The sequence below is a fragment of the Colwellia chukchiensis genome (assembly GCF_002104455.1).
GTDB lineage: Bacteria > Pseudomonadota > Gammaproteobacteria > Enterobacterales > Alteromonadaceae > Cognaticolwellia > Cognaticolwellia chukchiensis.
The window spans coordinates 158,569-182,677 of sequence record NZ_NBOC01000003.1 but is presented as its reverse complement, the minus strand read 5'-3'; the positions used below and the strand labels follow the sequence as shown (position 1 = coordinate 182,677).

Genomic DNA, 24,109 nt, shown 5'->3' with positions numbered 1-24,109 from the left:
GCTCCTATCGAATAGTGTTAAGTGTACGAACAGGGGTCGCAGGTACCCCTACATAAAGTTGGTTGCTTTTGGTGGGTTTGGTTATTACCGCACCGGCGCCGCATTGGGTATTTTTTGCGATCTCAATGGCTTGAATAACCGCGCTGGCGATACCTAGCCATGAATATTGACCGATTTTAACGCCACCGGCGATATTGACGCCTGGAGATAGATGGCAGTATGCTTGAATATGACAGTCATGATCGACCGTGGCGGCGGTATTAATGATGCAGCCTAACTCAATACGACTGCCAATATTAATCACGGCGTTTGCGGCCACTAATACTGCCGGCGCTATTGTGCAGTGCTTGCTGATCACAGCGCTTGGGTGGATCAAGGTGGCGAGTTGGCAATTTGCGGCGGTTAGCTGTGTTAGCATGGCGGCACGTTGCGCATTATCGCCAAAAGCGACAAAAAAGTCAGCGCTTTGTCGGTAGTCTTGCCAACAATGGGCGGGACCCGTAATTGGCCAATGTGCATTACTTTTCCGGGTCGAATAACAGTCATCTAAAAAGGTGATTTTGGGGTAGTTACCCATTTGCTCAGCACAGTCGGCAGCAACTCGGCCATGACCACCGGCACCAATAATGACTAAGTGTTGTTTATTGCTCATGGTTGCCCTGTAAACTTGCTCATACTCGCTTCACCCTGGCTATTGATATCGGCTTGACTGCAGACTTTGTGAATGGTCATTAGGAGTATTTTAAGATCTAACCACAATGACTGATTGTTTACATACCATAGGTCGAGCTGAAATTTTTCTTGCCAGCTAATGGCGTTGCGACCATTGACTTGAGCCCAGCCGGTTAAACCAGGTTTGACGTTATGTCGTTGCGCTTGTTCGTTAGAGTATAGCGGTAAATATTCAACCAATAACGGCCGTGGCCCTACTAAGCTCATATCACCTTTTAACACCGCAAATAATCCAGGTAACTCATCTAAACTGCTACGCCTTAATTTTAAGCCAAATGAGTTTAACCGCTGGCGGTCAGGTAATGGCTGACCCTGGCTATCTGTGGCATCGTGCATAGTACGAAACTTTGTCATCATGAATACTTTGCCGTTTAAGCCAGGGCGTGGTTGCTTAAAATGTACCGGTCGACCGAGCTTTTTTGCCACGAGCAACGCCACCAGTAAATAAATAGGGCAGAGTATTATCAGTGCTAACAATGAGACACTAATGTCGATGCAACGTTTGATGAAGTTATACATAATGGCGAGTTTGCAGTATACGCTAAACTGGCAATTCCTCATTTTCACTTTATTTTCCAATATAACAGGAGTAAATTGCACAGTACAATAATAACAAATTGATTTTTAAATCTAAGTCGTCTTATGCATGCCGTGGTTCGCCTCTATTACTTTTCTCGTTGGTGTTATTTAAAAAAAATTCCAATTTTACCAAAGTTTGTTTATTACCTTATTCGTATTGTGTTTGCCTGTGACGTTAAATACAGTGCCGACATTGCCGCCAATGTAGGCTTTTTTCATAATGGACTGGGTGTGGTTATTCATAAACATGCCAAGATTGGCGCCGGTACTTGCCTCTACCAAAATGTTACCATTGGCGGCAATGGTAAGTCGGCAGCGGAGAATGGCGTACCTGTCATTGGTGAAAATGTTTTTATTGGTGCTGGAGCGGTGATATTAGGGCCAATCACCATTGGAGATAATGCCCGCATTGGTGCCAATGCGGTAGTGCTAAGTGATGTTGCCGCGAATACGACTGTGGTTGGCGCGCCTGCTAAACCGATTAAGCAAGATTAATGATGTCAAAGCTGTCTTCGCCAAAACGCGTACTCCATGTTTTTATGAACTTAAACTTAGGTGGCGCAGAAAGCCGTATTATGGATATGTTTCGCTGCCAAGATAAAAATGTTTTAGAGAATGATTTTTTGATCATGACAGAAGAGCCCTGTTATTTTAGCGAGGAAGTGCTAGAAAAAGGCGGGAAAATCCATATTATTACTAGCCCGCGTCAGTCGCTTGTTAAAAACCTTTGGCAGTTGTATCAAGTGCTTCGTCAGCAGCCTAAATATAACGCGCTGCATGCCCATACCTCTTATTATTCTGGTTTATGCGTGTTTATTGCCTTTTTAGCAAGGGTGCCGGTACGTATCGCCCATGCGCGTAATACCAACACAGGCGCAAACAACAGGGCGAGCCGACTGATGTTGGCCTTGGGGCGACAACTTATTGCGCAATTTGCGACCCGTCGCTTTGCAATTTCTGAGGCTGCGGGCCGCTTTCTCTATGGCCGGCCGAGCGGAACTAAGTTAACAACTAACGCCAATTTTGAGGTGATAGCCAATGCTTTTGACTTCGAAAATATCAGACCGAAAAGTGCCAGCACAAGGCTAGATAAACAGCGTTATCAGCTAGACCCTGATGTTATTAACATAGTGTGTGTTGGCCGCTTTTATCCAGTTAAAAACCATCACTTTTTATTAGCAATCGCTAAAAGACTACAGCAGCTTGAAGGCAACTTTTGTTTGCATTTAATTGGTGATGGTGAACTTGGCGACGTGTTAAGGCAGCAAGTTCATGACTTAGCATTAGACGCGCAGGTGCGCTTTTGGGGCAACCGTAATGATATCAAACGCTTGTTGTCGTTGTTTGATGTGATGGTGATGACATCATTGCATGAAGGGCTTGGTGTTGCTGCGCTGGAAGCTCAAGCTGCGGGTTTACCTTGTGTGTTATCACAAAGCATGCCCAAGGAAGCTGATATTGGTGTGGGTTTATGTCAGTTTTTATCGTTGCAGGCCGGCACATCGGCATGGTGTGATGCCATTTTACAACAAGCCTCATTGCCTGAGGTTGATAAAAAATACATCGATCGGCAATTTCGACAACAGGGTTATTGTTTATCGAGCACTCGCCAACGTTATTTAGCAGCGTATTTACCCGATGAATAAGATTAAAGTACTGCAAGTAGTGCCGGCGCTAACGCACGGCGGTATCTCGTCTGTGGTAATGAATTGGTATCGACAGCTGGATAAGCGGCAGTATCAGTTCGACTTTATCAGTTTTAATGACGGACCACTGCACCCAGAAATTACCGCCATGGGCGGCAGGGTTTGGCTTATTCCCACCCTTAAGCAGCAGCCATTTTTACATCTAAAAGCGGTTATTAAGCTCTTATCCGCAGCGCCTCGCTACCAAGTGGTGCATGTTCATAATAGTTTTAAGAATGTGGTTTTGCTTTGGTTAGCAAAATGCTTTGGAGTTAAGGTACGAGTTTGTCACTCGCATACTAGCGGGTTAGAAAACTCGCGCTTACGGCCTGTGATTGGCTTACTTAAGTCGTTAACCACAGCCGCAAGTAATGTCCACCTTGCGTGTGGCCAAGCGGCCGGTTTATTTTTGTATGGCGGCAAGCCTTTTACCGTGATTAATAACGCCATCTGCCTTGAAAAGTTTGCTGTTAGTTCGGGGCATAAGCAACCGCACCAACACTTACCAAGCAACAAAACCTTGCTTTTACAGGTTGGACGTTTTTCTAAGGTGAAAAACCATCAATTTTTATTGCAGTTGGCAAAGCAACCTAGCTTAGCCGACGATATTCACTTTGTTTGTGTCGGTGAAGGACCGCTTAAAGCACAGTTTTGTCAACAAATCACGCGACTGAACTTACAATCGCGTTTTACCGTTTTGCCGGCCACCGCAGCGATTGCCAATTTGTTGCAAAGTGTAGATGGTTTTATTATGCCGTCGTTATTTGAAGGTGTTTCGGTGGCATTGCTCGAAGCGCAAGCAGCGGCTTTGCCATGTTTAATTGCCGACACCATCAGCACAGAGTCTGATATGGGCTTAGGCATAGTGTCGCGTCATGGCTTAGATGATCTCGCGTCTTGGTTAACAACACTAAATAACTTACCGCAAGTGCAGGTGTCGCAGGCACAGATCCATGCTGCCTATGCTGAACGTGGTTATACAACGGACAGTGTATTACGACAATTAATCGCGTTTTATCAATTAGAAGAGCCGTCATGAGGGTATTTGAATTAGCGCGTAACGCTCATGCTGAGCTCGTGTTGTGTGCGCTGTTTATTGCGCTATATGCTTTTACTGCCAGTGCGCCATTTTTATTACTCATTGTGGGTCTAGGCGTTATCGCCGCCATGATTTTGCCCTTTGCGCGCAGCTTGCAATTAGTATTTTTCTTATTGCCTTGTGCTGATATTTTTAGTCAGTCTCCTTATATTAGTATTTCATTACTCACCTTTATTTTATTGGCGATTTTTGGTCGCTATTTATTAACCCATGTCATGGCAACGCAATTTTATCAACCCGGCTTGATTGTCATGTTATTGGTGTTGCTATATGAGTTAATGCATGTTTTTTATAATCCCGTGATGTTGGCTTCAACCACAATTCGCTGGGCCATATTGTTCCTTTTTACGTCATTGTTATTATTTGATCGCACACAATATGTGGCATTTTCACAGCTGCGTTTGGTATTGCTGTGGGGCGTGATCATGTCGGCCTTTTATGGCTTGATAAGTGCTTATTTTGCTCCGTTAGCTAGTGAACCCGTCAAGGCCATCACCCGCTTTTCCGGCGCTGCAGGCGACCCCAATAATTTCGGTTTATTGTGCTTGTTGGTGCTGTACTTTTATTTACCCGTCATACCTCGCGCAAAAATTACTAAGTCTGTGCGTGTTATCATGTTGTTAATGTTGAGCTTTGGCGCACTTACTGTCTCGCGTAGCTTTTTTATTGTCGCCACCTGTTCGCTAGTGGCTTATTTTCTGCTCTATTATCGCTCAGCATTAGGAGATATGTTAGTTCGCATGCTTTTAGCGCTTAATGGTTTACTTATTTTATTTTGTTTCTATTGGCTTAGTGGTTTTTCTTCACTAGGGGAGTTAGATATATTGACAAGATTTAATGCCGATAATTTGGCACAGCTCACCGGCTCACGCAGTGTTATTTTGCAAGAATATAGTGCGCTGTTTTTGCAGTTAAGTGCTGCCTTTATGCTGTTTGGTGCTGGTATTAATGGCTATTTAGGTTATTACAATCATCACTTTTTACAAGCGGGTGTGTTTAGTGACGCGGTTGGGCCACATAATACGTTTTTAGAAATCCTTATCAGTTTTGGTTTGCTTGGTAGCTGGCTCTTGTTTAGTTATATTTATTTTGCGTTTCGAGCCCAGCGCAGTCGAGTTGCATCAGCGCCCATTTTTCGCTTGGCGTGGTTACCTATTTTAGTGTTTATATTGTATTGTTTTAGTCTGCAAAACCTAGCGAAATATACCAGTTACTTTGTGCTAATGCTTATTGTTTATAATACCTACAGAAAAGATGATTAGATGACTAATGTAAGTCGGGAAAGGCGTGCGGGTGTTGCTTTAAGTTATTGCGCTATTGTGATCAGAAATATTGCGGCGCTGTTGTTGATCCCATTTATTATCAACCACCTAGGTGTCAGTCATTATGGTATTTATAGCTTAGTTAGCGCATTAGCAGGCTATTTAATTGTTTTAGAGTTTGGTTTAGCCAATACCACTATTCGATTTTTAGCCATCTATAAAGCCGAACAGGATAAAGCTAAGGAAGCCGCGTTTATCAGCAGCATTATGCTGATCTACACGGTATTAGCGATACTAGTATTTTTTATTGGCATGGCTCTGTGGTGGCAATTACCTGCTATTTTTTCGGGTTCGCTGTCTGCCAATGAAAACCAGTTACTACAATCAGCATTTTTGATTTTGCTGGTTAATGTTGTCATCACCTTAATGAGTAATGCCTTGACCGGGATTATTAGCAGTAATCAAAGGTTTCGTTTTCAGAAAAGTACGGAAATAATTGTTTTTATTGTCCGCTGTTTAAGCATCGTTGTAGGCTTAGAAATGGGCTTTGGTGTTTTAGCCATTGTTATCATAGACACCACAACCAACTTTTTGCATAGCCTGATCCGTTTTATTTATATACGCCGTAATATTGATATTCGTTTTAAAGCGACACTGCTTGATTGGCTGACGCTAAAGGAAGTTTTTGTTTATACATCATTTATTGCTTTAAACGTGTTGGTTAATCAAATTAACTGGCGAGTTGATAACTTAATTATTGGTACGCTAACCAATAGTACTATGCTGGGTATCTTTAATATTGGCAATCAATTGGTGTTTAGCTTTATTGCTTTTGCCAGTGTCATTGTTAATATTTTTACTACGAAAATTATGCAGATGGTGCAGCAAGGAGCTAGCAATAAAGTATTAATGGCACAGCTTTGCACCATAGCGCGCTATCAAATGATAGTCTTGGGCTATATTTTGCTCATCTTTGCCTTTTTCGGTGAGTTATTCATTTATTTGTTTGTTGGTCCAGCGTTTTTAGCCGCGTACTGGGTGGCACTTATTGCTATGGTGCCCTTTATTTTGGTGCTAGCACAAAGTTCCATCAATGCGGTTCTACAAGCGCTAAACCTACATAAAGTGCGCAGCTTGTTGTTATTGGCAACCGCCATCGTTAATGTCATTTTGTCGGTATACTTAGTGCAAAAATTTGGCATGCTTGGGGCCGTTTGGGCGACGGCTTTGGCCTTGTTAGTCGGCGAGCTGTTACTGGTTAATATCTACTTATATCGGGTGGTTAAACTTAATATTCTGCACCTGTATTACGCCATATTGCGTTATTCAGTGCCGGTTTTACTCTTAGTAGCGCTGTTTGCGTTAACGATATCACCTTATATCAGCACAACATGGGACGGTTTGGTAGTAGCGTGTTTGCTTACTGCAATGCTTTATTTACCGCTGAGTTATTTTATCATTTTAACCGCGAACGAGCGTCAGCAATTAAAAAGCCTAATTCGCAGGAGGGGTGCTTAAGTGCAAAGGGCTGATCAATGTATGAAAGCGCGTTACGCTAACGCTAGTTGGCTGTTGGCTAGGTATGGCATATGAAGATCCTCATTATTGGTGCCTATCCCAACTCTATTATTGGCTTTCGCGGTAATCTGATTCGCCACTTTATTGCAGCCGGTCATCAGGTTACTGTGATGAGTGCGCCGGCAAGCGCTGATGTGATTGCACAACTACATGCGCTTGGCGCGAGTTTTCGGCCTTATCGCGTGGCGCGCAACGGCTTGAATCCGTTTATCGATTTGCAAACCTTGCTCGATATCAAACGTGCTTATCATGCCATAGCGCCAGATAAAGTATTGGCGTACACCATAAAACCCATTATATGGGGCGGCATTGCTGCGCATATTACCCGCTTTGACAACTTTAATGCCATGATAACCGGCTTAGGTTATGCCTTTGAAAAAGGCAACTGGCTGCGCAACTCAGTTAGCCTTATTGTGAAATGTTTGTATAAATTTTCATTGCTCAAAGCGCAAAACGTCATTTTTCAAAATCAAGACAATCGACAATGTTTTATCGACTTAGGTTTAGCGCGTGCTGAGCAGTGTTATCGGGTATTTGGCTCAGGCATAGATACGCAAGAATTTAAGCAACAGCCTTTACCTACTGGCGAGGTGACATTTTTACTGATAGCGCGCTTATTAGGTGATAAAGGTATTCGAGAGTACGCACAAGCGGCGCGCATTGTTAAACAAACTTATCCGCAAGCAAAATTTCAGCTTGTTGGGCCCTATGACAGCTCACCAGATAAAATATCTGCGGCTGAGGTAGCACAATGGCAAGCCGGCGGGCAGCTTGACTATTTAGGCGCCGTGGATGATGTAAAACCGTATTTAGCAGCTTGCCATATTTACACCTTACCCTCTTATCATGAAGGCTTACCCCGCACTGTGCTTGAAGCCATGAGCATAGGACGAGCGATATTAACCACAGACACAGTAGGTTGTCGCGATACTGTAGTTGCAGGAGCAAATGGTTATTTAGTGCCGGTTCGCGATGTTGATGCCTTGGTGCAGCGCATGTTGTGGTTTATTGAACACCCAGAGCGTTGGCCGCAAATGGCCAACAGCAGTCGCCGCATGGCAGAAGGTCAATTTAATGTGGCAGAGGTTAACGCACAAATTGCTAAGATATTGGCGCTGTAAGCCTTTGCGACAATTACTATGAAGATTTTTGCTAATTTAAGCTGAGCTTGTTTTAGATCAAATTTGTCAGTATAAATAATGCAAATGATATTGATTCCCATTTAGAATCGTGATTTAATGCACGCAATTCCAATTATTGTGTAATTTTTACAGGCGTTAACCATGCGAAATACTTCTCCATTTAAACCCGCGTTACTTGCTTTATCTGTTTTTTCTGCCTTATCAACAGTCGCTTTTGCTGACGATGATATGGAGCATTTAGCTATATTTGGTAATGCAAATGCGGTAAATGATGTGCCAGGTAGTGCACACATGTTGTCAAAAACTGAATTAGAAAAATTTGATTTTACCGATATTATGCGCACGCTGACTTCAGTGCCGGGTGTTTATGTACTAGAAGAAGACGGCTATGGCTTACGCCCTAACATAGGTATGCGTGGTACAGGTCAAAACCGTAGTGAAAAAATTACTATTATGGAAGATGGTGTATTAGCGGCACCAGCGCCTTACTCAGCGCCTTCTGCTTATTATTTTCCAACCGCAGGTCGTATGCAGCAAATTGAAGTACTAAAAGGGACCTCAAGTGCCATGTATGGCCCGCGCACCACAGGTGGTGTGGTTAATATGTTATCGCGCGCTATCCCAGAGCAAGCGCTAGCGGGGCAAGTCAACTTAAGTGCCGGCGAAGACGGTTTTGCAAAAGCACATGCCTATGTAGGGGGAGCGGGTAAAAATGTTTCCTCTGTGTTTGAATTATTTCGCTATCAAGCTGATGGCTTTAAAGATGTAAACCATACCGATGATAAAACTGGTTTTGTCAAAAATGATTTATTAGCGAAAGTGATGATTAATAGTGATCTTGATGCCAAGTACTATCAAGAGCTAGAGTTAAAATTAAAGTATTCTGATGAAGAGTCAGATGAAACATATATGGGCTTAACGGCAACAGACTACCAAGCTAACCCGTATGCACGTTACTCTGCGTCGCAGCTTGATAAAATGACCACTAGCCATAAGCAATTGCAAATCAACCATCATATTAAGCTGTCTGAGCAATTCACGTTAGGCACTTCTGCCTACTACAATGAGTTTAGCCGTAACTGGTATAAAGCCAGCAGTGTCAACGGTAACAGCTTAGGTGGTGGCGGTATTAATGACGCCGCAGCCTTTGATAACGGTAGCTTTGCCGGCACTGCACTTGATGTTGATGTTAAAGCCAACAGTCGTGCCTATGAATCTCAAGGCATTCAAACGGTATTAGATGCAGACTTTGGTGCTCATCAGCTGAAATTTGGTGCTCGTTATCATGAAGATAACATGGACCGTTTTCAGTGGGTAGATAGCTATAGCATGGACAGTAGCTACCAGATGTCATTACTGTCGGCAGGCGTACCTGGCTCTAATTCAAACCGTATCGATAGCGCAGAAGCGTTGGCTTTGTTTGTTCATGATGAATACACGATTGGTGACTTCATTATTAATGCCGGTTTACGTTATGAAGACATGACGATTTCACGTCAAGATTGGGCCAAAGGCGTTATTGATCGTAACGAACCGTTAAAGAAAGATGTTAGCAATGATGTTTCAGTATTATTACCTTCATTAGCGGTGACTTACCGTGTTAATAATGACTTAGTAATTATCGGTGGTGTACAAAAAGGTTTTGCGCCGCCAGCACCGGGTAATAATAAAGCCGACAATGAAGAAAGTATCAACTACGAGTTAGGTATGCGCTTTAATCAATCTGCCATTAGCGCTGAAGCATTATTTTTCTACTCAGATTATGAAAATATGCATGGTAACTGTACCGCTAGCCAAGGTTGTGATGAAGAAAACATTGGTAATCAATACAACGCAGGTGAAGTTAAAGTATCAGGTTTAGAGCTTAAAGCCGGCTATGCCTTTGCAGCGGGGGCATTATCGGTTCCTGTAGACTTAACTTATACCTTTACCGAAACTGAGTTTCAAAACGCCTTTTCATCTGGCTTAGATACTTGGGGTAATGTTGCCGTAGGTGACGAACTGCCTTATGTACCAGAAAACCAACTACAACTAAGCGTTGGTGTGGTGGGCGAAAAATGGCGAGGTGATATTTTAGTGCGTTACACTGATGAAATGCGCACGAGTGCAGGGCAAGGGGGCATTGCCGCTGATGAGGTGATTGATAGCCGTACTGTGGTGGATTTAGCCGCTCATTATAACCTGAGTGATAACCAAGAAATTGTCTTCAATGTAGATAACTTATTGGATAAAGAGTACATGGCGACACGCGCACACGGCTCTATCATGGCAGGTAAGCCACGCAGCGTAACCTTAGGTTATAAATATAGCTTTTAATCTTGCATAGCGTTGTTTTCAAAGGCGAGCCTAAGTGCTCGCCTTTTGCGTATTCGGCATTTGTACAAGGTTTAGACCATAGTGCTATGCTTTAATCGTACTTAGTTGTTCGCAGCAGCGGGCGTTAGTAAAGCGCTAATTTCTTGTTCATAACTTTGCTGTTTTTCAGCGTTAAAACCGACGTGAGCACTGACAATCTCACCTTGTCGGTTAACAATAAAGCTACTGGGCATACCTTTAAGTTGATATTTTCGGGCGATCTCGCCCTTGGGATCATAAATAACGGGAAAATTTGCCGGAATTTGCTTTAAAAATTCATCGGCTAACGCACGGCTGTGATCTAAATTAATACTTAACACCTTAAAACCGTGCGGTTGATATTGCGCTTGCATTTTATTTAGCCAAGGAAATGACTGTCGGCATGGGATGCACCATGAGGCCCAAAAATCGATATACACTACCTGACCATGCGCTTGATTAAGCTGTTGTGATAACGTCGCCAGAGCTGAATCGTTGTTATTAGCTGAAAGTTGGCAGCAACTAAGGCTTACTATCATGATAATTAGCTTAGTTGTTATGTTAGTTAGCCGCATGTATTACCTTTTTATGAATTTATTCATACCGTCATTTAACCATGTTAATTTTTATTAGCAAAGCGTAGAGCTTTTTTAGTGCTAAATAGCGCTTTAATTAGAACTGGATAGCGCGTAAGCTGACCGAGATTTAGTGTTACTGAAATGGAGTTGGCAATATGACTACTTTAGTCTCAAGCATACAAAACACACCTCTACTGCGTGGCGTTATTACTGCCTTGGTAATTATACTGGCCATAATATTTGCTCTCGGCGATGTCCAAGCTGCACAAAGCCAAGATCTTGAAATGGAGCAATGGTTAAAAGCGCGTTTTAGCGAACAACACCAAGCCTTGATCCCGCTTGTTGCGGTAGCCGATATGCTGTATAGCTGTGAAAAAGAGCGCAACGTTGGTGAGCAGTTGTCAGTGAAGTCTATGCTAACGCAACTGGATAAAAATACTTTAGCAGAAAAGTTAATGCTGTGTTTGGCACAGACATCGTTACAGTCTGATATTGCGTTAAATTTTGGCTTGAAAGCGTGTTTTGAGGAGCAATTGGCAGAACTAGCTGCAGACGAGCGACAACAAAAAATGGCCTTGGTGGCTCAGGCGATCACTGAGCTGTCACGCGCAGAACGGCAAAAAAGCTTTACCAAATGTGTAACGGCGCAAGCCATTGACTATTTGCGCTAGTCGTCTTTACTCACATTGTTTTTTTTGTCGGTTAGCATTGAGCTGGGAAGGATCTCAACACCGACTAAGCGGGCAATTTTTATCATTAACGGAATGGTGATAGGCGCAAACGGTAAAATAGCGACTACGCCAATACCTAAGCCTTTTAAAATATCGATAAATTGTTGATTTGCAATGCGCATTTCTTCCGCGCTTGCGGCGCGTTTAGTGTAACGCTTATAAGTGCTGAGCATGGCTTTGGTTTCTGCTTTTTCTTGGGCTAACGCAATTTTTATTTTTATCATGCTACGTTTTAGCTGTAACAGATTGCGCCTTTTACTGATGTGTAAAACACGAATAGGAGCTTTGTGAAAATGACGCCAAACTTTCATGGCGCTATTCTCCCATATTCATCGCCGCTTGTAAGCAACTCAATTCACTTTGTGTATTGATGCTGGTTAGCAGAGAGCTGGTTAGCAGCAGCACTCGTGAAAAAATCGCTACATAACACCTAAACTAAGGCAAAGAACATACTTTGTAACAAATGTCAGAATGTAAACGGAGAACAATTTTTCAAATTTCCATCAATATGAATTATAGTAATATTCAGTTATTGAACCTAAAAATGGAAGCTACTTTATGGGACACGAAACGCCTAAAGTTTTGGTTGTAGACGATGATATGCGCTTGCGTGCGCTACTTGAACGCTACTTAGTCGAGCAAGGTTTTGTGGTGCGCAGCGCTGCAAACTCTGAGCAAATGGATAGGCTACTTGAGCGAGAAAACTTTCATTTATTGGTACTCGATTTAATGCTCCCTGGCGAAGATGGCTTGTCTATTTGCCGCCGCCTGCGTCAAAACTCCAATGATATTCCGATAGTGATGCTCACGGCGAAAGGGGATGAAGTGGATCGTATTATAGGCTTGGAGTTGGGGGCTGATGATTACATGCCTAAGCCATTTAACCCAAGAGAATTATTGGCGCGTATTAAAGCCGTGCTGCGCCGTCGAGTACAAGAAGCACCAGGCGCTCCATCGCAAGAAGAAAACGTGATTTGTTTTGGTGACTATCAACTTAATTTAGCGACACGAGAAATGCTAAAAGGTGATGTTAACATGCCGCTAACTAGCGGTGAATTTGCCGTTTTAAAAGCCTTGATTACCCACCCAAGAGAGCCACTGTCGCGCGATAAGTTAATGAACTTAGCCCGCGGTCGAGATTATTCAGCGTTAGAGCGCAGTATTGATGTGCAAGTGTCGCGTTTACGGCGTATGCTAGAAGAAGACCCTGCTAAGCCGCGCTATATTCAAACGGTTTGGGGCTTAGGCTATGTTTTTGTACCCGAAGGTAAGTCAGTTGCATAAAGTGTAAGTTGCCTAACAATGTTGTTAATTTTGTAGAGGTTTATGAAAATACTTCCCCGCAGTGCCTTTGGTCAAACGGTACTATTAATTGGCGTTTTACTGCTAATTAATCAAGTTGTTTCTTTTATATCGATGTCGATATATATCATTCAGCCAAATGCGCAGCAGGTCAACCAGTTGTTGGCTAAACAGGTGCGGGTGGTTTTTATCGATATCGAAGATGAAGCACTAAGCCCTGCGATGGGCGAGGCGTTTCAGCGTGAAACTGGCATTGGTGTATATCGCGAAGAAGCCGCTATGCAATTAGGACTGCAAAATGCAGTGTATTATGCCTTTCGTTCAAAAGAAATGTCGAATCTCTTAGGGGGGCCAGCTGAAGTAAGGATTTCCCAAGGTGATGAATACTTATTTTGGATCCGTCCACCTCAAGCCCCAGACTATTGGGTTAAAATCCCAATCAATGGTTTAGAAGAAGAAAATTTTTCGCCATTGATCCTGGTATTGATGATCTTAGGAATATTGAGTGTGATGGGGGGCTGGCTTTTCGTGCGGCAGCTGAATCGGCCATTAAGCGCTTTGCAACATGCTGCACATGAAGTGGGGCGCGGTGATTTTCCAGAGCCACTAATAGAGCGCGGCACCACAGAGATCGTTGCGGTAACTCGGGCTTTTAATCATATGTCTAAGGGCATTAAGCAGCTAGAAGATGATCGTAACCTGCTGATGGCGGGTATATCACATGACTTACGCACGCCTTTAACCCGTATCCGCTTAGCGATAGAGATGATTTCGCAACAAGATGAGTTTCTCAAAGATGGTATTGAAGCTGATATTGATGATATGAATACCATCATAGATCAGTTTATAGATTATCTGCGTCATGACAGCAAAGACAAAGCTGAAATGGGGAATATCAATGTCTTAATTGAAGAAGTCGTGCAAGCGGAAGGAATTTTAGAACGAGAAATTGAATTTCACGCCGGAGATGTGCCGCAAATCCCACTGCGCTATGTGGCAATAAAGCGAGCGTTGGCAAACTTGATCCAAAACGCACTACGCTATTCGGGTGGAAAAATTGTTGTCACCACCTGTTTTAATGCACAAAAACAAGAGGTGTGCTTTTGTGTGTTTGATGAAGGGCCAGGCATTCCTGAAGCTGATATTGAGCGCTTGTTTCAACCTTTCACGCAAGGTGATATTGCACGCGGCGCGGAAGGTAGTGGCCTAGGTTTAGCCATCATTAAGCGTATTGTTGATACTCATGGTGGTCGCGTGACTTTAGCTAACCGCGCTGAAGGTGGCTTACAAGCAGAAGTTTGTTTACCCATTATTCATGAGTGATCAGTACTCATAACTGGCGCAGTTGCGGTAACGAAAATTAATTGCGCCTTAAATGACCCACTAACAAAAAAGCCGTAGTAAAATTATCATTACTACGGCTTTATTTATGCAGTGATATTATATGCTTATAGCTTAGGACCCGCGTCAACTAAGGATTTACCGTTCTCGGTATCGGTAAACTTATCAAAGTTATTGACGAAACGTGTTGCTAAATCAACGGCTTTGGTTTGCCACTGTGCCGCATCGCTGTAGGTATTTCGAGGGTCTAAAATATTTTGCTCAACACCGGCAATGCTTGTTGGAATATTCAAGTTAAACAATGGTAATACTTGGGTTTGTGCATTATCAATTGACCCATCTAAGATAGCATCAATGATGGCGCGAGTATCTTTAATTGAAATGCGTTTACCTGTGCCATTCCAGCCAGTGTTTACTAAGTAAGCTTCAGCGCCAACAGCTTGCATACGCTTGCGTAACACTTCTGCGTATTGTGTTGGGTGTAAACTCAAAAATGCCGCGCCAAAACAGCTCGAAAATGTAGGTGTCGGCTCTGTGATACCGCGTTCAGTACCGGCAAGTTTGGCTGTGAATCCTGATAAGAAGTAATACTCTGTTTGCTCTGGCGTAAGTTTCGCAACCGGAGGTAAAACACCAAATGCATCTGCGGTCAAGAAAATCACTTTTTTCGCATGGCCAGCACGCGAAACAGGTTTAACTATGTTGTCGATATGGTGAATAGGGTAAGAAACACGGGTGTTTTCAGTTTTTGAGTTATCGTCAAAATCAATTTCGCCATGTTCATTTACGCTGACATTTTCTAGTAATGCATCGCGACGGATTGCGTTGTAGATATCCGGCTCGTTTTCTTTGCTTAAATTGATGGTTTTAGCATAGCAACCGCCTTCAAAGTTAAAGACGCCATTTTCATCCCAACCGTGCTCATCATCACCAATAAGTTGACGCTTAGGATCGGTAGACAAGGTTGTTTTACCTGTGCCTGAAAGGCCAAAAAATACGGCGGTATCGCCATCTTCACCAACGTTGGCACTACAGTGCATTGAGGCGATTCCTTTTAACGGTAATAAGTAGTTCATCATTGAGAACATACCTTTTTTCATTTCGCCGCCGTACCAAGTACCGCCAATCAGTTGCATTTTTTCTGTTAAGTTAAAGGCAACAAAATTCTCTGAATTCAAGCCTTGTTCTTGCCAATTAGGGTTGGTAGTTTTCGCACCATTCATTACGATGAAATCAGGCTCATAGTTTGCCAATTCAGCATCGGTTGGACGAATGAACATGTTTTTCACGAAATGTGCTTGCCACGCGACTTCCGTGATAAAGCGCACTTTTAAGCGAGTACTTTCATCAGCACCACAATAGGTGTCAACAACAAATAAGCGTTTGCCCGATAGTTGCTCTGTCACTAATGTTTTTAGACTGGTCCAGGTTTCTTGTGACATAGGCTTGTTGTCATTTTTACCTTGATCAGACCACCAAACTGTATCGCGGGTAGTGTCATCACGAACAATGTATTTATCTTTAGGCGAGCGACCAGTAAAAATACCGGTATCCACTGATACTGCGCCCAATTCAGTTACCACACCTTTATCAAAGCCCGTTAAATCGGCTCGTGTTTCCTCGGCAAAGAGCAACTCATAAGACGGGTTATATACTATCTCAGCAACATTAGTGATGCCGTATGAAGATAAGTCGATTGAGTTTTCTAAAGCTGCCATTGCGAGTTCGCTCCTAAAAGTATGACGGTTTTTTAACAAATGGGTTCGGTGTATCGATTAAGGCCGCCAATTTTAGGTGATCAATGACTAAAACGAAAGTTTTTTTTCTTTCGTTGTGAAAGTTTTTAAGTCAACTTTCATAATTTTTTAGGATGCTAAGCAACAACAATAACTCATTATTTACTAGCTATTGCAGAAAAATGGCTGTGATAATTTTTATTTATCATTAAAAACAAAGGATTACGGTTTTACATAGTTGACTTGTTGGTCAGGATATTTCAACTGTAGTCGTAGTGACAATGGTTAAAAACGCCGGTTTATGATGAGAAAAAATTTACGATTGAAATTAAATTTTTCACGATTTGACTTATCTAACGAAACTTTTTGCTGAATGTGACTACCTTGCTCATTGGCGTTGGGCGAACCTAGTCGCCCTGTAACCATTAAAAGTCCGCAAAATTAGTCAAATATTTCTAGTTCGCTATTTTCCTCTGTGTTACCACCATCGAGTATTTCGCTACTAAGATCTTGGCTAACATACTCAGTCGGTGCCGTTCCGAGCTCAAAATATTCAAAGCGGCTCGAACGATCGGTTTTGGTGGTTAGCTTGCCAGAGGCTTTGTCTATTCTGACCGACAGTAAGGCGTCTGGCTGAGTAAAAGGCTCTATCGGCAAATCAGCTAAGGCCACTTTCATAAAATTAATCCAAGCAGGCTGAGCTGACTTTGCACCAAATTCTTTACCTGTCGTTTGTTGTTTGCCTAGGTTAGCGTTGTAACTGGTTTGCCCTAAATTACGGCTTGGATCGTCAAACCCTATCCAAGACGTGGTAACAAGGCGGCGACTGTAACCGGAAAACCATGCGTCTTTTGCTTGGTTGGTAGTGCCTGTTTTACCTGCGATATCTCGGCGATTAAGGCTTCGCGCGCGAAAGCCTGTACCTTGCCAATAGGGCTTGATATTCCAGTCTGCTCCCCATATGGCGGAGTTAAGTGCTTCCGTCATTAAAAACGCATTTTGGGCGCTAATAACGCGCGGTGCTTTATTAATGGTGTTATTTGTTAACGCTGCTTCGAAATTATCGACGTCTTTGCTCATGGTATCGGCTTGCAACAATGCTGTTGGTTCGGCCTCGCCAGTGTTACATTCGTCACAGGCAATCGCTGGGTTAGCTTGGAAAATAATATTGCCAAAGGAGTCTTCAATACGCTCAATTAAGTAAGGCGTGACTAAAAAGCCACCATTAGCAAAGGTGGCAAAGCCGGTCGCGACTTCTAGCGGCGTCAATGAGGCAGAGCCAAGCGCTAGCGACTCATTACGCGGTAAATCATGAGGATTAAAACCAAATAACGCTAAGTAGGGAATAATATTATCTAAACCGACAGCGCGTAATAAACGAACAGCGATAACGTTTTTAGATTGTGCCAAGGCTAAACGTAGGCGAATTTCACCGCTATAGACTGGTGGTGAGTTTTTCGGTCGCCACACCACGCCCGTACTTCTGTCCCACTGGTTAATAGGCGCATCATTGACAATGGATGCTAGGGTATAGCCATTGGCTAGCGCGGCAGAATAAATAAAGGGCTTGATGTTTGAGCCAACTTGCCGTTTGGCTTGGGTAACACGGTTAAATTGACTTTGTTGAAAACTAAAGCCACCCACCGCCGCTTTAATCGCGCCATTGTCAGTATTTAAAGAGACCAAAGCAGCGCTGACATCGGGCACTTGACTGAGTCGATAACCTGAAGTAGTTTTCGCCACCATAATGACATCCCCTAAAGCTAAGATTTCATTGGCTGACGTCGGTGCTGGACCTTGTTTATCATCATTAATATAGGCTCGCGCCCAAGAAAGTGCTGACCAATCTAGCGTGGCATTGCTGCCATTTTTTAAGGTGATATCTGCGGTTTGCTCAAATACCGCAGTGACTACTGCGGGCTCAAGGTGATGATAACTGGGCCATGATGATAGAGCGGCGATGGCTTCTTCTGTTGTTATCGGTATTAAGTCTGCCTGATTGTTTGCTTCTTTAGTTGTGATACTTTCTTCGTTAACCGACCGCAAAGAGGCGAGTGCACCACGATAGCCATGACGTATATCATAAGCCAAGATGTTATTGATTAAGGCTTGTTGCGCAGCATGTTGTAGGTGCGAGGTGACAGTAGTAAAGACTTTGAAGCCGCCAGTATAAGCGGTTTCTTTACCAAAGCGATCTATCATTTCCTGGTGAGCCATTTCAGCGATATAAGGCGCACTGAGTTCGATTTCAGCGCCATGCTTTTTAGCGCTAATCGGGGCATTGTTGGCGTCGGATAACTGCTGAGCCGTAATATAGCCAGCACTAAACATACGCTGTAACACCACAGCACGGCGTTGTTTAGCCCGATCTGGCCTACTAATTGGGTTTAACGTCGACGGTGCTTTAGGTAAGCCCGCTAATACGGCAATTTGCGCTAAGGTCAGATCCTTAACATCTTTGCCATAATAAACTTGCGCGGCGGCGCCAAAACCAAAAGAGCGGTGCCCCAACGAAATTTTATTCATATAGAGCGTAAGAATCTCATCTTTAGTTAACAAACTTTCAATATGAAATGAGATGAATATTTCTCGGATTTTTCTGACATATGTCTGCTCGCGGGTGAGGAAAAAGTTTCTGGCCACCTGCATAGTTATCGTACTCGCGCCGCCTTTATTCTGGCCAATAATTTGGCCGAGTATGGCACGCCCCATGCCGATAGGGTCAACACCAAAATGTAGATAAAAGCGATCGTCTTCTGTGGCTAAAATGGCATTAATTAATTGCTGTGGCATTTCCTCTAAGGTAAGCGGGATACGTTTTTTCTCACCAAATTGAGAAATGAGTTTGCCATCAGCACTGAAAATTTGCATTGGCGTTTGCCATTGCAAATCTCTCAGTGACTCAACGCTGGGTAAATTTGAGCGCATTGACAAGTAGATACCGGCAAGTACCAATAAACCGATGAACATCAACGCAGCGCTAGCTTTTAAGAGGTTTTTTAGAGAAAACACAAAAAAATGACCAATAAAATTTAAAAATTTGACGTAATAGTACTAGTATATCCTGTAAAAGCATGTAATAAATGTATTTATACGAATTTTATACCTAACATTATTATAATAAAAAGTTCTAGTAGGATTCTATGTTAAGTAGTTTATGGAAAAAAAAGACCGCCTTGATGGTTGGAATTGATATTGGTTCTCACTCAGTTAAAGCTGTGTTGCTGAATCAAAAGGATACCGGCTACGCGCTAGAAACTGTTGCTATTGAAGCGATGCCTCGTGGGGCTATTGTTGATAGGGAAATTCAAGATATTGAAGCGGTAGGGAAAGTAATCGCAAAAATACGCAAAAAAATTACTTCATCGGTTGAGCATGCAGCATCTGCGGTTTCAGGCCAAACCGTTATTACCAAAATTATTTATATGGATGTTGCTTTAACCGAGCAAGAATTAGCCAGCCAAATAGAAATCGAAGCAGACAGTTTAATACCTTATCCGCTTGATGAAGTAAGTCTTGATTTTGAATCTTTAGACATTAACGAGTCAGACCCTAGTAAAATTAATGTTTTATTAAGCGCCGCACGCACCGAGTCAGTAGAGGCCAGAGTCGCCGCGCTTGAAGCCGGTGGTTTTGCCACTAAAGTGATTGATGTCGAATCTTATGCCATCAGCCGTGCTTTCGATTTAACGCTCAGTCAGCTACCTGATGACGCCGCCGACAAAGTCGTTGCAACTGTGGACTTAGGCGCTACCATGACCCTGTTTTCAGTCACTGAAGCGAGTAAGCATATTTATAGTCGCGATCAGTTGTTTGGTGGTGAGCAATACACACGTTCAATCGTCTCTTATTATAATAAATCATACGAAGAAGCTGAGTTAGCTAAGCTGACAGATGATTTACCCCCTAACTATACCTTTGAGGTGTTAGCTCCCTTTCATACTATTTTAGTGCAACAAATCCGTCGTGCCATTCAAATGTTTCTTACCTCAAGTGGTAAAGAAAAAGTCGATTATCTGGTGATTTCCGGTGGCTGCGCTTTAGTTGAAGGTGTTGAGGAATTGTTAACTGAAGAGTTAGGTATTCATACCGTGATTGCTAATCCATTTAATGGTATGGAAGTCTCGAGTACGATTAATCAAGCAGAGTTAGCCGCAACTGCCCCTCGTTATATGGTGGCGGCTGGATTAGCATTAAGGAGTTTTGTTCCGTGGCATATATAAATCTATTACCATGGCGTGAAGAAGCGGAAAAAGCTAAACAACGTGAGTACTTTACCGTCTTGACTGCTGTCGCTTTAGCCGCTTTTGCCATAGTATTTTTAGTAAATCAGTTTTATCAGCTGCGTATTGATGGCCAAAATGCTCGTAACCAATACTTGCAAAATGAAATTGCTGCCTTGGATGTGCGAATAGCAAAAATAAAATCACTAAATGAAAAGAAAAAAGAGCTAGAAAAACGCACTAGCGTCGTTGAGCAGTTACAACGTAGTCGTAACGTTGGTACACAAGTGCTTGATGAAATTGCCAAGGTTGTGCCTAATGGCATTTATTTAACGCGTTTAGAAAAGCTCGATAATAGTTTAAATATTATCGGTAAAAGTGAATCCAACAACCACCTTGCCAATATGATACGAGAAATTGAACGCTCAGATCTTTTCGAGGATGCCATTCTGGAGTCGATAACATCGAATGACGCAAAAAGTAAACTACTAAGTGATTTCAAAATGCGGGTGCGCATTAAAGGCTTGATAAACAGTACTGAAACCACTGAGCAAGGAGCATCCTGATGAACGTTAATTTATCGGAATTTACCGAGCAATTTAATGGTTTAGAGCTGGATAATATTGGTCAGTGGCCAAAAGCAGCAAAAGTTGTTTTGGCAATTTTTCTTATGGTTTTGGTGCTAGGTTTAGGTTATGCATTAACCATCAGTGATCAAATCAAACAACTAGAGCGTGTTGCCGCAGAAGAAGTTACTCTTAAACAACAGTATCAAGCTAAATATCATATAGCGGCGAACTTAGAATTATTTGAGCAGCAAATGATAGAGGCGGAAGCTATGTTTGCTGAGCAATTGAAAAGCTTACCCGAAAGCCATGAAACGCCAGGCCTGTTAGATGACATCACTTTTGTTGGTACCACCACAGGACTAGATTTTGTTAAATTAAACTGGCAACCAGAAATTGAACAAGAAATTTATATCGAATTGCCTATCGATATTGAAGTGCTAGGCACATACCATGAGTTTGGCGAGTTTGTCAGTCGTATTGCCGGTTTACCACGCATAGTGACCTTGCATAATTTTGATATTCGACTGGAGCAAGAAGGTACACGAGATTTAAAGTTAAAATTACAAGCTAAAACGTATCGTTACCGAGAAGGAGAAGAAAAATGAAAAAATTGATTCTCTTCACTGCGATAATGCTGAGCGGTTGTTTTAGTGATACAGATGATTTAAAAGTTCATATTGCCAATGTGCAAGCAAACACCAGTAGTGCAATTGAGCCGATGCCTGAAGTTACAGTCTATGGCCACTTTGATTATTCGGCGCAATCCCTGCGTAGCCCATTTGATGCACCTAAACCGGAAGCGATACAAGAAAAAATTCAACAGATGTCGGGCTGTTTAAGTCCAGATCCGAGACGGAGAAAACAGCCGTTAGAAAAGTTTTCATTAAGCGATTTAGTGATGCGAGGGACGTTAGGAGAATTGGGTGTTACTTGGGCACTGGTAGAAGCGTCTGATAACACTTTACACCGCGTGGCAGTTGGCAGTTATGTTGGTTTGTATAATGGACGCATTACTAGCGTAAGCGAAGATAATGTAAAGGTTGTAGAGTTAATCCCAGATGGTGCTGGCTGCTGGGTTGAGCGTGAAACTGTTGTTGCCATGACACAGACTAGTGCAGAGGGGCAAAGGAAGTAATGTTGTTATTCAAAAAAATTAAAAATCATAAGCTTATGACACAAAGCAAAAAAATCAAGTTGATCGCTGCAGTATATATATGCGTAATGTCGACAGTTTCTTGGGCAAGCGAACTCACTGGTATCAAGTACAATACCATTCAAAATAATGAAGTTGAATTAATCTTTGAATTATCAGATAACATAGTTACTCAACCGCAAGTAACCACGTCGATGAACCCGGCACAAGTGAGCATCACATTTGACGCGGACCAGTTTAATCCAACACTCGCTGAAACCATAGTTTCACATGCTGGCGTAAAAAATATTAGTGTGCAAAAAGTGGCTGGTAAAGTGGTTGCGAAAGTTAATTTACAACAGCTTTCTATTTTTGATGTGGTACAAAAAGATAACCGCTTTGCATTAACGTTAAATACGGGCCAAGTGAATAGCAACTTAACTCAACTCGTGCCGCTTGGGCATGGCTTTATCAACCAAATCGAAAATATTGACTTTAAGCGCGGGCAAGAAAATGAAGCACAGCTGCTAGTAAAACTTATTGACAGTAAAGTGGCGGTTGATGTCAGCGACAAACTTGGCAAGCTATATATCGAATTTCACAATACTGAAATCTTAGACGATTTTATTTATAAGTTAGATGTGACGGACTTTGGTACCTTAGTGACCGGTATTGAAACCTTTAAAGAAGGACGTAATGCACGTTTGGTGGTTGATATTGACGGGCCGTTTGATTTTAAGCATCAACAAATGCACGACACGTTTTCACTAACCGTGAATACTAAAGCGAAAGTAGATGGCTATCTTGGCGAAGAAGAAAGCTTTAGTGGTCGCGCAATATCGTTAAATTTCCAAGATATTTCTGTTCGTACCGTGTTGCAAATTATTGCTGATTACAATGGCTTTAACTTAGTCACAAGTGACACAGTGGCCGGTAATATTACCTTGCGCTTGGACGGTGTGCCATGGGATCAGGCGTTGGATATTATTTTAAAAGTAAAAGGCTTAGATAAACGCATGGAAGGCAATATCTTGATGGTGGCACCCAGTGATGAGTTAGCGGCGCGTGAAGCCCGAGACCTTCAAGCCATGCAACAAGTAGAAGAATTAGCGCCCTTGTATTCAGAATATGTACAAGTGAATTATGCAAAAGCGGCCGAATTCGCCAATTTAATTAAAAATGAAGACAACAGTATTTTGTCAGCTCGTGGCAGTGTCAGTGTTGATGAACGAACGAATACCTTGCTGATTCGTGATACCGCCAAAAGTATAGAAGATATTAAACGTATGGTATCGGTACTAGACATTCCAGTACGACAAGTGATCATTGAGTCGCGCATGGTCACGGTAAAGGATAATATTAATGAAGAGTTAGGCATTCGTTGGGGAGTTACAGACACGGACGGCGAATCATCTACCTCAGGCTCGTTATCAGGGGCTAATAGTGCCGGCAATGGTGTCATACCTTCGTTAAGCGATCGCTTAAATGTTAACTTACCGGCCGCTACGCCTGCAGGTAGTATTGCCTTCCAAGTTGCTCGCCTTGCCGATGGCACGATACTCGATTTAGAGCTAAGCGCTATGGAAAAAGAAAATAAAGGTGAAATAATAGCGAGTCCGCGGATCACCACCGCCAATCAAAAAGAAGCCTATATCGAACAAGGTGTTGAAATACCTTATCAAGAAGCGGCATCGAGCGGTGCAACCTCAACACAATTTAAAAAGGCGGTATTAAGCTTGACGGTCACGCCGCATATTACCCCTGACGATAGAATTATTTTAGATTTAGTGGTGACGCAAGATACCGTTTCTGATGTCACCAATGGTACGGCGCCGGCGATAGATACACAGCGCATAGGTACGCAAGTACTGGTCAATAATGGTGAAACCATAGTGTTAGGTGGTATTTATCAGCAGCAGGTTATTAGTTCAGTATCTAAAGTACCCGTATTAGGTGATGTACCGTATTTCGGCTGGATGTTTAGGAATAGTAGTAACTTTAATGAGAAAAAAGAGTTATTAATATTCGTTACACCGCGGATAGTTACGGAGAAATTCTAACTTTATTTGCATGTAAGTTGGTGTTT

General features: G+C 42.6%; 21 protein-coding genes. 15 read left to right on the top strand and 6 right to left on the bottom strand.

Features of this window, described 5'->3' with window-relative positions; all coding sequences use genetic code 11:
• Positions 1-4: 4 nt before the first annotated feature.
• Positions 5-652, bottom strand: a complete 648-nt coding sequence (locus B6K83_RS06080; RefSeq protein ID WP_085284071.1) for an acetyltransferase — start codon at positions 650-652, stop codon at positions 5-7.
• Positions 649-1,293: a sugar transferase gene (locus B6K83_RS06075; protein WP_269844005.1), complete on the bottom strand. Its 645-nt coding sequence runs from the start codon at positions 1,291-1,293 to the stop codon at positions 649-651. Before B6K83_RS06075 ends, B6K83_RS06080 begins: the two co-directional genes overlap by 4 nt.
• A gap of 81 nt (positions 1,294-1,374) precedes the next feature.
• On the opposite strand from B6K83_RS06075, the gene B6K83_RS06070 reads away from it, so the two are divergent.
• The 7 genes from B6K83_RS06070 (at position 1,375) to B6K83_RS06040 (ending at position 10,393) form a co-directional block, all read left to right on the top strand.
• A complete protein-coding gene (locus B6K83_RS06070) occupies positions 1,375-1,806 on the top strand; it encodes a serine O-acetyltransferase (protein WP_085284069.1) in 432 nt (143 codons plus the stop codon).
• Positions 1,806-2,957, top strand: coding sequence for a glycosyltransferase (locus B6K83_RS06065; RefSeq protein ID WP_085284068.1), 1,152 nt, complete (start codon positions 1,806-1,808; stop codon positions 2,955-2,957). Before B6K83_RS06070 ends, B6K83_RS06065 begins: the two co-directional genes overlap by 1 nt.
• On the top strand, positions 2,950-4,035 hold the full coding sequence (locus tag B6K83_RS06060) for a glycosyltransferase (protein ID WP_085284067.1): 1,086 nt from the start codon (positions 2,950-2,952) through the stop codon (positions 4,033-4,035). Before B6K83_RS06065 ends, B6K83_RS06060 begins: the two co-directional genes overlap by 8 nt.
• On the top strand, positions 4,032-5,357 hold the full coding sequence (locus B6K83_RS06055; RefSeq protein WP_085284066.1) for an O-antigen ligase family protein: 1,326 nt from the start codon (positions 4,032-4,034) through the stop codon (positions 5,355-5,357). Before B6K83_RS06060 ends, B6K83_RS06055 begins: the two co-directional genes overlap by 4 nt.
• Positions 5,358-6,875 (top strand): oligosaccharide flippase family protein, encoded by a 1,518-nt coding sequence (locus B6K83_RS06050; protein ID WP_085284065.1) that lies wholly within the window; start codon positions 5,358-5,360, stop codon positions 6,873-6,875. It abuts the gene before it with no gap.
• A gap of 71 nt (positions 6,876-6,946) precedes the next feature.
• Positions 6,947-8,056: a glycosyltransferase family 4 protein gene (locus B6K83_RS06045; protein WP_085284064.1), complete on the top strand. Its 1,110-nt coding sequence runs from the start codon at positions 6,947-6,949 to the stop codon at positions 8,054-8,056.
• A gap of 162 nt (positions 8,057-8,218) precedes the next feature.
• Positions 8,219-10,393, top strand: coding sequence for a TonB-dependent receptor family protein (locus tag B6K83_RS06040; protein ID WP_085284063.1), 2,175 nt, complete (start codon positions 8,219-8,221; stop codon positions 10,391-10,393).
• Positions 10,394-10,494: 101 nt separating this feature from the next.
• Here the strand turns inward: B6K83_RS06040 and B6K83_RS06035 are convergent, their stop codons facing one another.
• Positions 10,495-10,950 carry a TlpA disulfide reductase family protein gene (locus tag B6K83_RS06035; protein ID WP_233143806.1) on the bottom strand — a complete coding sequence of 152 codons (456 nt, stop codon included), beginning with the start codon at positions 10,948-10,950 and terminating at the stop codon, positions 10,495-10,497.
• Between the two features lie 194 nt (positions 10,951-11,144).
• Here B6K83_RS06035 and B6K83_RS06030 point away from each other — a divergent pair, with 194 nt between their 5' ends.
• Positions 11,145-11,660 carry a hypothetical protein gene (locus B6K83_RS06030; protein WP_085284061.1) on the top strand — a complete coding sequence of 172 codons (516 nt, stop codon included), beginning with the start codon at positions 11,145-11,147 and terminating at the stop codon, positions 11,658-11,660.
• Here the strand turns inward: B6K83_RS06030 and B6K83_RS06025 are convergent.
• Positions 11,657-12,031 (bottom strand): hypothetical protein, encoded by a 375-nt coding sequence (locus B6K83_RS06025; protein WP_085284060.1) that lies wholly within the window; start codon positions 12,029-12,031, stop codon positions 11,657-11,659. The genes B6K83_RS06030 and B6K83_RS06025 overlap by 4 nt on opposite strands.
• 247 nt (positions 12,032-12,278) lie before the next feature.
• Here B6K83_RS06025 and ompR point away from each other — a divergent pair, with 247 nt between their 5' ends.
• Both ompR and envZ read left to right on the top strand, forming a co-directional pair.
• On the top strand, positions 12,279-13,004 hold the full coding sequence (gene ompR / locus B6K83_RS06020) for an osmolarity response regulator transcription factor OmpR (protein WP_085284059.1): 726 nt from the start codon (positions 12,279-12,281) through the stop codon (positions 13,002-13,004).
• Positions 13,005-13,046: 42 nt separating this feature from the next.
• The gene (envZ, locus tag B6K83_RS06015; RefSeq protein ID WP_085284058.1) at positions 13,047-14,345 is read left to right on the top strand and encodes a two-component system sensor histidine kinase EnvZ; all 1,299 of its coding nucleotides are present in this window, start codon (positions 13,047-13,049) and stop codon (positions 14,343-14,345) included.
• A 125-nt stretch (positions 14,346-14,470) separates the two neighbouring features.
• On the opposite strand, the gene pckA is transcribed toward envZ, so the two are convergent.
• Positions 14,471-16,081, bottom strand: a complete 1,611-nt coding sequence (pckA, locus tag B6K83_RS06010) for a phosphoenolpyruvate carboxykinase (ATP) (protein ID WP_085284057.1) — start codon at positions 16,079-16,081, stop codon at positions 14,471-14,473.
• 459 nt (positions 16,082-16,540) lie between these two features.
• Positions 16,541-19,069 carry a penicillin-binding protein 1A gene (locus B6K83_RS06005; protein WP_085284056.1) on the bottom strand — a complete coding sequence of 843 codons (2,529 nt, stop codon included), beginning with the start codon at positions 19,067-19,069 and terminating at the stop codon, positions 16,541-16,543.
• A gap of 173 nt (positions 19,070-19,242) precedes the next feature.
• Between B6K83_RS06005 and B6K83_RS06000 the strand changes: the two genes are divergently transcribed.
• The 5 genes from B6K83_RS06000 to B6K83_RS05980 are packed head-to-tail and all read left to right on the top strand — an operon-like array spanning position 19,243 to position 24,083.
• Positions 19,243-20,322: a pilus assembly protein PilM gene (locus B6K83_RS06000; protein WP_085284055.1), complete on the top strand. Its 1,080-nt coding sequence runs from the start codon at positions 19,243-19,245 to the stop codon at positions 20,320-20,322.
• Positions 20,310-20,888: a PilN domain-containing protein gene (locus tag B6K83_RS05995; RefSeq protein WP_085284054.1), complete on the top strand. Its 579-nt coding sequence runs from the start codon at positions 20,310-20,312 to the stop codon at positions 20,886-20,888. The genes B6K83_RS06000 and B6K83_RS05995 overlap by 13 nt, the downstream gene beginning before the upstream one ends.
• The gene (locus B6K83_RS05990; protein WP_085284053.1) at positions 20,888-21,496 is read left to right on the top strand and encodes a type IV pilus inner membrane component PilO; all 609 of its coding nucleotides are present in this window, start codon (positions 20,888-20,890) and stop codon (positions 21,494-21,496) included. The genes B6K83_RS05995 and B6K83_RS05990 overlap by 1 nt, the downstream gene beginning before the upstream one ends.
• Positions 21,493-22,026 (top strand): pilus assembly protein PilP, encoded by a 534-nt coding sequence (locus B6K83_RS05985; RefSeq protein ID WP_085284052.1) that lies wholly within the window; start codon positions 21,493-21,495, stop codon positions 22,024-22,026. The genes B6K83_RS05990 and B6K83_RS05985 overlap by 4 nt, the downstream gene beginning before the upstream one ends.
• Positions 22,026-24,083 (top strand): type IV pilus secretin PilQ, encoded by a 2,058-nt coding sequence (locus tag B6K83_RS05980; protein WP_085284051.1) that lies wholly within the window; start codon positions 22,026-22,028, stop codon positions 24,081-24,083. Before B6K83_RS05985 ends, B6K83_RS05980 begins: the two co-directional genes overlap by 1 nt.
• Positions 24,084-24,109 lie beyond the last annotated feature (26 nt).